The sequence below is a fragment of the Pseudomonas sp. Irchel s3h9 genome (assembly GCF_900187475.1).
Lineage (GTDB): Bacteria > Pseudomonadota > Gammaproteobacteria > Pseudomonadales > Pseudomonadaceae > Aquipseudomonas > Aquipseudomonas neuropathica.
This window is the reverse complement of the sequence record NZ_FYDH01000017.1, coordinates 121,302-133,397: the sequence shown is the minus strand read 5'-3', so window position 1 is coordinate 133,397 and position 12,096 is coordinate 121,302. Positions and strand designations below refer to the sequence as shown.

General features: G+C 52.6%; 14 protein-coding genes and 1 pseudogene. 11 read left to right on the top strand and 4 right to left on the bottom strand.

Features of this window, described 5'->3' with window-relative positions; translation table 11 throughout:
* Window positions 1-168: 168 nt before the first annotated feature.
* Window positions 169-537, top strand: coding sequence for a hypothetical protein (locus tag CKW26_RS25030; RefSeq protein ID WP_256579964.1), 369 nt, complete (start codon window positions 169-171; stop codon window positions 535-537).
* Between the two features lie 77 nt (window positions 538-614).
* On the opposite strand, the gene CKW26_RS25025 is transcribed toward CKW26_RS25030, so the two are convergent.
* Window positions 615-1,115, bottom strand: coding sequence for an Lrp/AsnC family transcriptional regulator (locus tag CKW26_RS25025; protein ID WP_093433799.1), 501 nt, complete (start codon window positions 1,113-1,115; stop codon window positions 615-617).
* Window positions 1,116-1,234: 119 nt separating this feature from the next.
* On the opposite strand from CKW26_RS25025, the gene CKW26_RS25020 reads away from it, so the two are divergent.
* The 3 genes from CKW26_RS25020 to CKW26_RS25010 all read left to right on the top strand — a co-directional run bounded on the left by CKW26_RS25020 (window position 1,235) and on the right by CKW26_RS25010 (window position 4,912).
* Entirely contained in the window at window positions 1,235-2,269 is a 1,035-nt protein-coding gene (locus CKW26_RS25020) for a histone deacetylase family protein (RefSeq protein ID WP_095050545.1), read from the top strand.
* A 50-nt stretch (window positions 2,270-2,319) separates the two neighbouring features.
* A complete protein-coding gene (locus CKW26_RS25015; protein ID WP_095050544.1) occupies window positions 2,320-3,372 on the top strand; it encodes an ornithine cyclodeaminase in 1,053 nt (350 codons plus the stop codon).
* A 124-nt stretch (window positions 3,373-3,496) separates the two neighbouring features.
* Window positions 3,497-4,912, top strand: coding sequence for an amino acid permease (locus CKW26_RS25010; protein ID WP_095050543.1), 1,416 nt, complete (start codon window positions 3,497-3,499; stop codon window positions 4,910-4,912).
* A 44-nt stretch (window positions 4,913-4,956) separates the two neighbouring features.
* Here CKW26_RS25010 and lepB read toward each other — a convergent pair whose 3' ends face one another.
* The 3 genes from lepB to CKW26_RS24995 form a co-directional block, all read right to left on the bottom strand.
* A complete protein-coding gene (gene lepB / locus CKW26_RS25005) occupies window positions 4,957-5,754 on the bottom strand; it encodes a signal peptidase I (protein ID WP_095050542.1) in 798 nt (265 codons plus the stop codon).
* Window positions 5,755-5,835: 81 nt separating this feature from the next.
* Entirely contained in the window at window positions 5,836-6,243 is a 408-nt protein-coding gene (locus tag CKW26_RS25000; RefSeq protein WP_095050541.1) for a hypothetical protein, read from the bottom strand.
* Window positions 6,244-6,390: 147 nt separating this feature from the next.
* Window positions 6,391-6,753 carry a DUF6124 family protein gene (locus tag CKW26_RS24995; protein WP_095050540.1) on the bottom strand — a complete coding sequence of 121 codons (363 nt, stop codon included), beginning with the start codon at window positions 6,751-6,753 and terminating at the stop codon, window positions 6,391-6,393.
* A 576-nt stretch (window positions 6,754-7,329) separates the two neighbouring features.
* Here CKW26_RS24995 and CKW26_RS30165 point away from each other — a divergent pair.
* The 7 genes and pseudogenes from CKW26_RS30165 to CKW26_RS24970 all read left to right on the top strand — a co-directional run bounded on the left by CKW26_RS30165 (window position 7,330) and on the right by CKW26_RS24970 (window position 12,069).
* Window positions 7,330-7,830 (top strand): hypothetical protein, encoded by a 501-nt coding sequence (locus CKW26_RS30165; RefSeq protein WP_218251798.1) that lies wholly within the window; start codon window positions 7,330-7,332, stop codon window positions 7,828-7,830.
* 125 nt (window positions 7,831-7,955) lie between these two features.
* Window positions 7,956-9,029, top strand: a complete 1,074-nt coding sequence (locus CKW26_RS30160) for an AIPR family protein (protein WP_218251797.1) — start codon at window positions 7,956-7,958, stop codon at window positions 9,027-9,029.
* A 251-nt stretch (window positions 9,030-9,280) separates the two neighbouring features.
* Window positions 9,281-9,355 (top strand): annotated as a pseudogene (locus tag CKW26_RS30560) (hypothetical protein); the annotation flags it as partial.
* A gap of 623 nt (window positions 9,356-9,978) precedes the next feature.
* A complete protein-coding gene (locus CKW26_RS24980; protein ID WP_095050538.1) occupies window positions 9,979-10,194 on the top strand; it encodes a hypothetical protein in 216 nt (71 codons plus the stop codon).
* A gap of 395 nt (window positions 10,195-10,589) precedes the next feature.
* Entirely contained in the window at window positions 10,590-10,757 is a 168-nt protein-coding gene (locus tag CKW26_RS29990) for a hypothetical protein (RefSeq protein WP_156685513.1), read from the top strand.
* A gap of 39 nt (window positions 10,758-10,796) precedes the next feature.
* Window positions 10,797-11,120, top strand: coding sequence for a helix-turn-helix transcriptional regulator (locus CKW26_RS24975; protein WP_095050537.1), 324 nt, complete (start codon window positions 10,797-10,799; stop codon window positions 11,118-11,120).
* Complete coding sequence (locus CKW26_RS24970; protein ID WP_177409283.1) at window positions 11,080-12,069, top strand: reverse transcriptase family protein; 990 nt, start codon at window positions 11,080-11,082, stop codon at window positions 12,067-12,069. Before CKW26_RS24975 ends, CKW26_RS24970 begins: the two co-directional genes overlap by 41 nt.
* The last annotated feature ends 27 nt before the right edge of the window (window positions 12,070-12,096 follow it).

Genomic DNA, 12,096 nt, shown 5'->3' with positions numbered 1-12,096 from the left:
CCCTCGGGATGAACAGCGACGATCTTGTCTCAGCAGACTAGGCCTGCTTCGCACGCGGCAAGATGAAACTTTGCTGATCGACAGCGCGCGTTCAGAATCGACTAACCACCAGACAAGAACCGCCACGTGCAATCGGATCAGCGCAATTCAACGCCAGGAGGCCCATGCTTGAGACGAGAACTGAGCCACGCCGATCTATACAAAATCCGCGCAGCCCTCTCCGATATTTTCGTCGACACCGGCGTCGATTACCCCTACATCGCCCGGCAAATCGAAGGCTATGATCCGGAACAGGTTAAAGACATTCTGTATGCCGAAGTTGCCGTCGTCTGCGCCTGGAACCTGGAATGTGTACTCCCGCCGGTCTGGACAGGTTTCGAACCCGATGTGTTGAACAGGGACATCGAGCAAATGCTGCTCGCAAACACGAACAGCTGGATTCGGCGGCAACTGCACAAGCTGCACACCGCGTGGTTGCGATTCAGCTATCGGGAAGTCTGGGCAGAGATTACCGCTCACTGCAAAGGCTGGAATTAATACAGCCCTGCGTGGCAATGGCGCATCAACGACATACAACGCGTTGAAACTGAAAAGATGATTGCCCCTCTGCCCGCTCAGTCCTTCCCCGGCTTGGGAATCGCAATCCGGCTCCCAGTCTTGACCTCGCGCAACGCCAGACTCGACTGAATCGAGGCAATCCCCACCTGACGCCGGAGCACCTGCTCGATGAAATCGCTGTAGCTATCAAGATCCTCCGCCAACACCTGCAACACATAATCGGCATCGCCGGTGATCTTGTGGCAGGCCACCACCTGCGGCAATTGCGCAATCACCGCCTCGAAAGCGTCCGGCGCGTGGTCGGCGTGGGTGGAAAAACGAATGTGCACGAACGCCATGATATCCAGCCCGAGCATTCGCCGATCAAGGTTGGCCTGATAGCCCTTGATGACCCCGGCCTCCTCCATGCGCTTGCGCCGTCGCCAGCACGGCGTAAGGCTCAGCGACAGCCGCTCGCTAAGTTCAGCGTTGGAAATACTGGCGTCCTCCTGCAATAACTCAAGAATCGCCAGGTCGGTCTCGTCGAGGCTGATACGTTTGGATATTTTTTTCTGCATGACGCCATTCCTGAGTAAAAATGCCCGAATAATCGACTTAATAACGAACACAAAGCAAAGAAAGCGCAGCCAAGCCGGAACAGAATATTTGCACTGGCTAACAATAACGGATGCGCAGAATGTTTACAGTTTTCAGTGATTCCCACCGTTTGCACCACGGCACCGAATTGAAAGACGGCGTGCTCAAACCGTCGTTCGAGCAACCGAGTCGCGCCGACACCGTGCATAACCGCGTCAAACAGGTCGGCCTCGGGCAGATCGTCGAGCCGCGCGCGTTTGATCGCTCGTGCTACGTCAACGCGCACAGCGAGCGCTACGTCAGTTTTCTGGAAAATGCCTGGAGCGAATGGCGCGCAACCGGTCGCACTCACGATGCCTTGCCGCTGGTATGGCCGGTGCGCGATCTGGCCGGCGAAGAGGTGCCGACGTTCATCGATGGCAAGCTAGGTTTCTATGCCATGGATGCCGGCTCACCGATTACCGCGACGACCTGGCAAGCGGTGAAAACCAGCGCCGATATTGCCCTCACCGGCCTGGCCCTGATCGATGAAGGCCACGACAGCGCCTTCGCCCTGTGCCGTCCGCCCGGCCATCACGCCGCGCGCGAATACATGGGCGGTTATTGCTACCTCAACAACGCCGCCATTGCCGCGCAACAAGCCATCACCCAAGGCGCCAAACGCGTCGCGGTGCTGGATGTCGACTTCCATCACGGCAACGGCACGCAGAACATTTTTTACCAGCGCAGCGACGTCATGTTCGTCTCGTTGCATGGTGAACCGGCGGTGTCCTATCCGTACTTCTCGGGCTACAGCCACGAAGTCGGCGCGGGTGTCGGCGAGGGTTACAACCTCAACTATCCCCTGCCGAAAAACACCACCTGGGAGAGCTATCGCAACGCCCTGCTCCACGCCTGCAAAAAGCTCCAGCAGTTCGCCCCTGAAGTGCTGGTGATTTCCCTCGGTGTCGACACGTTCAAGGACGACCCCATCAGCCACTTCCTGCTGGAAAGTGATGATTTCATTGGCATCGGTGAACTGATCGCCAGCGTCGGCTGCCCGACCCTGTTCGTCATGGAGGGCGGCTACATGGTCGATGAGATCGGCATCAATGCCGTCAACGTGCTGCACGGTTTCGAGAGCAAACGCAGCTGAGCCAGCCCGCGCTCTACAGCCTTTCAATGTCTGGATCGGAGAATAAAAACATGACGCTTTTTATAGATGTCGATGATGCTGCACGCCTGTTAACTCAAGTCGGTATTCGCCGCGCCATCCGCGAAATGGCCGGCTACATCGAAGCGGACTACGCACGCTGGGCACAGTTTGATAAATCGCCGCGCACGGCCAATCACTCGGCAGACGGCGTGATCGAGTTGATGCCCACCGACGACGGCCAGCAGTACTCGTTCAAATACGTCAACGGTCACCCGAACAACGGCCAGCAGAACTTGCTCACGGTCATGGCCTTCGGGCTTCTGGCCGATGTGCAGAGTGGCTATCCGACGCTGTTCAGCGAACTGACACTGACCACCGCCGTGCGCACCGCCGCAACCTCGGCGCTGGTGGCGAAATCGCTGGCTCGTCCGGGTGCGACTTCGATGGCCCTGATCGGCAACGGTGCGCAAAGTGAATTTCAGGCACTCGCCTTTCATGAAATGTTGGGCATCAGTGAAATCCGCCTCTTCGATATCGATCACGATGCGTCCCTCAAGTTGAAGCACAACCTCGCAGCGTTTCCGGACATCGACGTGATTCTGGCCAGCTCGGTGAAGGACGCGGTCAAGGGCGCGGACATCATTACCACGGTCACCGCCGACAAAGCCTACGCGACCATTCTGACGCCGGAGATGATCGAGCCCGGCATGCACATCAACGCGGTCGGCGGTGACTGCCCGGGTAAAACCGAACTGCACGCCGACATCCTGCGCAATGCCCGGGTCATCGTCGAATTCGAGCCGCAAACCCGTATTGAAGGCGACATTCAGCAACTGGCAGCCGATTCCCCGGTGATCGAATTTTTCCGCATTGTGCAGGGCGAAGTCGCCGGACGCGAAAACGATGCGCAGGTGACGGTGTTCGATTCGGTGGGTTTTGCCCTGGAAGACTTTTCCTCACTGCGCTACCTCAACGACCTGGCTCACGCGCAGCAAATCGGCCAGCGCATCCACCTCGTGCCGACACCGGCCAACATCAAAAACCTCTTCCAACTGCTCGATCCGCAACCGGCCAAAACCTCGCGTCTGCGCACCGTCAGTTGATCGCAATCGCCGCCCCCACCACAGGGGGCGATTCACCTTGTGATTAGCCGCTGCACCTCTAACAAGAACGCTCGACACCTACTTTCTGCCAAAACTCAAAAACATAAAATCAAGAGGTTTTGCAATGAAATCGACCCCTTCCGGGCTGCCTGAACAGCCCGCGCTGCAGCGCACGCTCAGCAATCGTCACATCCAGTTAATGGCCATGGGCGGTGCCATCGGCACCGGCCTGTTTATGGGCTCCGGGAAGATCATCGCCCTCTCCGGGACGTCGATTATCCTCATCTACATGATCATCGGCCTGTTCGTGTTTTTCGTCATGCGCGCCATGGGTGAAATGCTCCTGTCCAACCTCAATTTCAAAACCTTCGCCGACTTCGCCGGTGCCTACCTCGGCCCGCGCGCGGCGTTCTTTCTCGGCTGGTCGTACTGGCTGAGCTGGAGCGTGGCGGTGATCGGCGACGCCGTCGTGGTCGGCGGATTCTTCCAGTACTGGTTCCCCGACGTCCCGGCGTGGATACCCGCCGTCGGCATGCTGGCAACCCTGTTCGCCCTCAACGTGCTGACGGTCAGGCTGTTCGGTGAAGTCGAATTCTGGTTCGCGATCATCAAGATCATTGCCGTCGTGACCCTGATCGGCGTCAGCACCGTGCTGATCGCCAGCTCGTTCGTCTCGCCCAGCGGCGTCACCGCGTCCCTGAGTCATTTGGTGGACAAACAGGCGGCGTTCCCTAACGGTTTGTTCGGCTTCTTCGCCGGATTTCAAATGGCGATCTTCTCCTTCGCCGGCACCGAGCTGATCGGCACGGCTGCCGCCGAAACCCGCTCGCCGGAGAGGACTCTGCCCAAGGCAATCAACTCGATTCCGCTGCGGATCATCCTGTTCTACGTCCTCGCGCTGACCTGCATTATTGCCGTGACCTCGTGGCAACAGGTTTCCCCGGTCAAGAGCCCTTTTGTCGAACTGTTCCTCGTCGCCGGATTTCCCGCAGCGGCCGGTATCGTCAACTTCGTGGTCCTGACCTCAGCGGCCTCCTCGGCCAACAGCGGCGTGTTTTCATCGAGCCGCATGCTGTTCGGACTGGCCAATCAGGACAACGCCCCCGGCCTATTCCGCCGACTGTCGAGCAACAGCGTGCCGCTGCTGAGTCTGGCGTTTACCACGCTATTGATGCTGGTCGGCGTGCTGGTGCTGTTCATCGTGCCGGAAGTCATGACCGCGTTCACCATCGTCTCTACCGTGTCGGCGATTCTGGTGATCTTCACCTGGTCGACCATCCTCGCGTCTTACATCGCCTACCGGAAAAAACGTCCGGATCTGCATGCGAAGTCGGCTTACAAGATGCCCGGCGGTGTGCCGATGGCTTGGTTCTCGCTGGCATTTCTGGGGTTTGTGCTGTGTCTGCTGGCGTTGAGGCCTGATACGCGGATTGCGCTGATGGTCATGCCGGGGTGGTTTGTCTGGTTGGCGATTGCTTATCAGTTGACGCGGTTGAGGAAGCCGAAATCTGCGGTTGAGTCGGCGGGGCAGTTTGGCTAGATCTGCAAGTGAAAGCCGTCACCTTAAAGTGACGGCTTTTGGTCTCACTGGAAGGCTGTGCCAATCCTCGAGCGATCCTCTGAAAACCAGATTCCGGTGACTTTACCGGTAATGTCTTCGAGTGCGACCTGGCCCATAAAGCGGCTGTCGTTACTGACATCGCGGTTATCACCGAGCAGATAAACATGGTCCTTCTCGACCACCGTCGGCGGCGTTTGCAGATAACGAGGATCCTTCACGCGATCTGGCGGTGCAAAGAACAGCCCCATGTTTTCGCCGTTGCGAATGACCTTACCGTCAACAATCGACAAGGTATCGCCACCCACCGCCGCCACACGTTTGACCGCCTCCGTGCCGTTGTAGCGATAAGTCACAATGTCGCCCACCTGCGGCGCGTCGATGCGCATTTTGGTGACGATATAGTCACCGATCGAAAGGGTCGGAACCATCGAGCCAGAGGGGATGAAGTAAGTCTTGAACCCCAGCGTCGGGCCTCGCAATGGCCCCAAAAGCACCAGAGTGAGAATGACCAGCGCCACCACGTAAAGCACATGGATACGGGTGCTGGGGCTGTTCACCGGATGGTCGTTTCTGCGCACCGATATCGCAGCTGCCGTGGCCGAGCCGAGCTTCACCAGGACGATAAACGTAGCGAAGACATACAGGCCCACCGGCGTGGCAGGCACCCCGCAGACACCAAGTAAAATCACACCCAGATAGAGCAAAGCGGCAACACGCACCGCCCACTTCACCTGACCGGCATACACCAGACCCCAGCCGGCCACCAGGCACGACATCACGAATGCTTGCAACGGCAGCTTTGGCTTATCAGGAGCAGACATAAATTCCCTTCACGTAAATAGCTGAAAATCAAGCGCCCGGCCTATTTAGCCAATAGGGCGCTACGGGCAATGCATAGGGGGTTATTTAGCGGAAAAATAACCGGTCGTGCGCAATTGCAGGCTGTACACCCAGATACCAAACACCAGTGCATATTCCTTGAACATCGGCAGGGTGAGCAGATGCACAACCGAACCGCTGTTCATCTGCGACAGAGAAAAGGCAATCCCCAGAATCAACGCGAGCATAAAGCACAGCGAACTGATCTTCTTTCTCGCCAGCAACAGCAAGCCGCCGACAAACATCAACAACGCCACCACGCAGACGTTCAACAACATCAGGAACGAAATATCCCCTTCCCGCGCTTGTTGAATCCCGTCATGAGCCACCCACAGGCCGGCCTGAATCAATACGACAAAGCAATAAAAAACGGCCATGAAGACAACGGCGGGACGTGTGTTGTACCAAGCTCGGGACGATGTAGCTTCCATGGTGCGGCGACTCCTGAGTAAAGGCGCGGAATGCTACTAAATGGCCATCACCCTGTCCATTTCCCCGCCCTCATCCCGGCTGCTTTGCCCAGTGCGAACAGCCCCTCCGTGGCAACGGCTGAGCCGTTCACCACAAAGGGAACTGATTTACGCCTTCACCTCAACGTTATCCAACGCCTGATTCACCGCCAACTCGCCCAGCATCACCACCTGCGCAATGCCCAGCGCGGTTTTGCGGTGCGAGGGGTCGAGTGCTGCGGCGAAGTTGTTGAGCATTTCCGAGGCGGAACTGAGAGTTTCACTGGCATTGGCCAGCAGGGATTCCGAGTCGTACTTTGGGTTGGCGAGGTACATGCGCTCGGGCTCGTTGACGCTGGCCATGATGTGGCCGGCGGGAAGGAGGTAGTGATCGAGCGCGCGCTCGGCGGCTTCGTGGAGCTTTTTGGAGTTGAGGGATTCGTAGGGGGATGCGGGATCGGTTTCTGGCGGGTTGGGCGTTACTTTGAACATAGATGGAACTCCAGCACTAAAAAAATGGGAGCCATCCACTCTCGCTACCAAACGAAGGGTGGTGACCATACACAGGTTGGTAGACCGGAGCACTGGAACCGGCGCTTCCGAAGAAGCCCTGAGCATGGCCACCATAATCCAGGCGCAAAAATGCGACTGCATGAGGTGACGCAATGCATCAGTGCTGCGGGTCTACCAAACCCGATCACTGGTTTTCAGTGACCCAGGAACGATAGAACCCGCTAGCTAGACGCACAAGCCGGCGGATTCTGTCTTAGGTGTAGGGGGAGGCGCAAGCGGTTGTAGGCAACAGCTTTCAACCGCAGACACCGATTAAACAAAAGCAAAAATCACCACTTAAATCGGCCAAATTTTCCTCATGCCCTTCGCAGAAGAGGAGAGAAATTACATATCCAGCCTGCGGAGGAAGGTCGTCAGGAACCTCAAGTCATCCAAAATCCCCCGGGCATCACGGCAGGAAAAAAAGAAGGCTGGGGGCTCTTAGTCACAACGGATGGATTGTGCTTATTCACAAATCCTGGCTAATATTGGCGACCATATCTAGGGATGGAAAAAATGCACCTCGTAACGAGATCTTACTTTGATACTTTCTGCAAAGATTTTGGTGCTCCGTATGAGGAGTCGAAAAATTTTGAGGCTTTTGTCAGCTATTGCGCCTTTTCCAATTACTCTGGAGATAGAGTTGAAGTAGCTGATTTGGTCTATGAAGGCGCAGATCCAGGAATAGATGGCGCTCTGTTATTCCTTGATGATCGCGCAGTCTTCTCATTAGAAGAACTGGAAGAAATATTTGAAACGAGCCGGCGCGAATACAAAGTCACAATAGTATTAATCCAAGCCAAGAGATCTGTGACTTGGTCAAAACAGGAGATTGATTCATTCGTTGCGGCAATCGTCGATTACCTGTCAGAAGAACCAGCACAACCTCATAGCCCCTACTTGGCTACCTTCAAAGAAATGTTCAAAAAAGTATTCGAGAATATCGGGAGAATTCGAGGCGGACTGCCGGATCTTCATGCGTACTTTTTTCCGCAGCTCCAGACACGGATGCGGTAGAAATCAATGCCGCATTTCAAGTCGGCGAAACCGCACTGAAGAGAATGGGGTATTCGAGCGAAACACGTCTCATCAAAGCTCATCGCGACCTAATCCATGAATTGTGGTTAACGGCCGACGGACCAATGGAAGCAAAACTACCAACGGTTGGCTATGCCCCCTTCCCTTTTGCACCCGACATAAATAATGCCTATGTAGCCACCGTAACTGCTCGAAATTTTATCGACACTGTCCTCAAAGACGAAAACGGAAGTCCTCGAAAGAAACTATTCGAAGAAAACGTTCGCGACTTCCTTGGGGTAGATGTCGAAGTAAACTCTGAGATTGCTGAAACATTAAGCAGCCCAGATAAAAAGCAACGTTTTGGCCTCATGAATAACGGCATTACGATTGTAGCATCCAGCATTAGACCAGCAGGACAAGAAATATACATCCGCGATTTCCAAATCGTGAACGGATGTCAAACATCAAACATACTTATATCTTTAGACTCACAGGTTGACAACACAGTTAGCCTAATGATCAAGCTTATTGAGGCCGACAAACCTTCGGTAATTGACGATATTGTTCGAGCAACAAATCGACAGTCAAAGGTAGAGGATGCACAGTTCATATCTACATTAGACGCTTTGAGAGTTTTGGAGCAGTACTTTAACGCAAGGGGAGCAACAGAGGCCAACAGAATTTACTTTGAGCGCCGCAAAGGCCAATATAGAGCGGAAAACGTTGCTCCAGCTCGTATATTCGACGCTAGGGAAGTAGCGCGCTGTTACGCCGCAGTGGCAATGATGCGACCTGATTTATCAAGTAGATATCCGAACAGATTAACAGGCGACTTATTAAATGATGTTTTTTCTCAGGGACGGCATGAGGAAGACTATTATACTTCCTGCTATATCTACTATCGACTTAGACTCCTCACAGGCAATAAGAGATTCGACGGTCGGTACTCCAAGCTACGCTGGCACATCATGACAGCAGCATCCAAGTTTTGCGGCGCAATGTTTAAAGAATTTGGTTGTAAAAATAAAAACGAGGCCCTGTACAACTTATTCTCCGCTAATGACGGTGCTTGGTTTGACAGATTGGATCTTTTGATTAGAACCGCTTTACCTGATCCAGATATTTCGCGGGACTTGCTGAAATCGCCTCCCCTCACCGCGACAGTGTTGGGGAATGTGGACGCTATAATCAAATAACTTACTGGCAACCAAATCATGCTGCAAGCGTGTAAACGCTTGCAGCGTTAGCTAGGATGATCACCAAGGGCTCATCTTAAAAAAGGGATTTATTCGCTTCAGCGCCTGAAGCCCAACACATCTATTATCCAAAATCGCCCTGCGTTCTCGGTCAGTTTTCTAGAACAACCGCTCATAAGAGTCGCCCCAGCCCCGATAGCTCAATCCTGATAAACTCCCCACTCCCAGCCCCACCCAATCCAGAACCGCCAATGTCCCCTATCACCGCCACACCCGCCCCACTCTCCCGCCGCTTCTCCGTCGCCCCGATGATGGATCGGACTGACCCTTCTTTTACCTCCCGCAAATAAAGGCCCGAACACCTCCCCGCCAACCCGCGTACCAGTTGCGTACCAGTTCTGTTTTCCTCCCTCCTCCTCCCATCCCTTTTGCTGACTGCTTTAGCAAATTTTAAGCAGCGGTTCTCAGCTCCAATCCTGGCACTGTCTATAGTCGGCTGAGCCGAGCTTTTGTGAGAGTTAAACCCGCGTGCATGGAAGGCCAGTAAGCCTACCCGTCCGTGCTTCAACCCGTTTTCAGGTTGACCCCTGGGAAAAAGGTAATTTTGGTAATTTCCTTTTTTATTGTTGAAAAAACACAATAAAATCAACAGGTTAAAGGTGTCTTGCAAAGGTAATAAAAGGGTAATAGAGAGGTTAGAAAATTACCCTTAGTCGTAGTAATTTCAGAACCATAAAAAATCCTTTAGAATCAAACACTTGGTGAAATATTACCTCCTGCCTTACCAAATATTACCTTCAAAGGTAATACGTTAAAGCCACGTCCTATAAGGGCTGTAGCCATTTTTTCGCATCGGCTTACCAAAATTACCTTTTCCCCAGCCTCGAACTGAAATCAGCTCCCTCAAGTGCCCTGCTATCCTTCCTGCTTTCTGAATGGAGTCGAATGCATGGCCAGCGAATATTCCCTTCCCATAGTCCTTGAAAAGATCTATGAAAATCAGCTTGCGCTCGAAGCCGCGCTCATGGAGTTGGTGCTTTTGACGGAGCAGCAGGGACACGAGGCTGTAGGCGAAAACGCGCGTGTCGCACTTGAGCGAATTGGGGAGAATGCAGGATTTATCAAGCAAGGTTTGGCGCGCCTTATCTCCAAGGAAAAGGACTAGATCTCGATTAGACGTAATCACTTCCAGCTCCAGCCTTCAACCGTAGGAAAGCATGGGTGAAAAATATTTTCGCTCTGAGCGAAAATATTTTTTGACCGGCCCATTGTGATCTGCCATGATGATTTTGCGGTCGATGATTTCTCGATTGCTTGTAGGTGCTAAGGCACTGCGGAGGTTGATTGTGAACCTCTAAATTTTGGGCCGGGCGTGTGCGGTCGTCACTGTGCGCGTATGTAGTGCGGTCTTGTAGGCTTCGTCGAGACTCGAAGCCTGGTGATTTCAGCGAGGGGGAAAAATACAGTTCAAACATCGGTCATTTGGCTTGTGAAGGGTTGCATCGAGAGGTCGGTTCTACATTTCGTGGACTGACGCAAACCCTTACAGGAGCATTCAATATGCAACCACGTGACGAGAAAGCCGAAGAACTGTACCTGGCGAAAGAGAAGACGAAGCAGCGTTTGAAATTATTCAAAGTCTGCTTTGGTGTGATCAAAGTTCTTGTGCCGTTACTGTCGATAATTGACAGGCACTGGACGAAGATCATCGCATTCTTCCATGAGTAACCTACCCCGCTGGTGTCACATTCATCAGAGGTGTACAAAATGTTAGGCAAAGCCCTTAAATTAATCCGCTCTTATCACGATCTATCTCAAACAGAGTTATGCTCTAGACTAGGGATATCAAACTCCCATTTATCTGAGATTGAGTCTGGAAAGAAGCAACCGTCTATCGAGTTGCTGCGAAAATACAGCGACTGCTTTGAAATACCGCTGTCATCGATTCTGTTCTTCTCTGAAACTATCGATTCACCTCGCCCGACTAACAACCTGCGTTTCGGATTGGCTAAAACAATTATTTCGTTACTTGAATGGAATGAAAATCGAAATGCAGCCAAAGAAAAATATAAGGAAAAAACGAAAGCCTGACAACGAACTACCAATTCATCAGTGCGCCTTATATAAATTAGGCTCGCCGAAACGATTGGCTGATCTTCTCAATATTAGCACTGTTGAACTGGAAGCCATTCTAAAATCAGAACGCAATTACAAACTTTTCAACAAGGCTGTTGCTCCTAACCCCTTCACAGGGAAGTCCCGAAAACTTCGGGCAGTTCAGGAGCCTAAATCTCGCCTTCGACAATTACACGAAAGAATTTTGTCTCTACTGCGTCGTGTCCAGTATCCAGCCTACGTACAAGGTGGAGTGAAACACCGTTCGTATCAAACGAATGCGGCTATTCATCTTGGTGCTCGCCAAACAGCAACGTATGATCTAAAAAACTTTTATGGATCTACGCGCTACTGCCTTGTACATGATTTTTTTCATAATTCAATGTGCTGCCCAACAGACATCGCAGGTCGACTTGCCTCGCTGACGACTTGGAACGGTGTGATGCCTACTGGAAGCCCACTTAGCCCGCTACTCTCGTTTTGGGCAGCTAAGGGCCTATTTGATAGATGCGATACTTTGGCAAAAAAATACGGCCTAAACTTCACATGCTATATAGATGACTTAACCTTCTCGGGAGATCAAATCTCGGGGAAATTTAAATCAGAACTTAAAATACTGGTTGGTCGCTTCGGGTATGAATTAGCTAAAGACAAAACAAAAATATTCCGTTTTGGTGTACCCGCACACATAACCGGCGTTATCTCACACAACGCGAAACTCTTTGTTCCTCACACGAGATTGAAAGGCATACGTAAAATTCAAGATGCTATCGATGGAAAGGGAGATACTTATGGCTTCACCGCTGCGCAGCTCAAGCATAAGTTAGCTGGAACAATAAACGAAGCCGCCTCGATTGATGCTGTCAAATACGAAAAATGGGCTGTTTACAGCCGCCTGGATGCTGATGACAACATTAATCAGTGACCTTTACTGATCTCTTTATAAATCTGC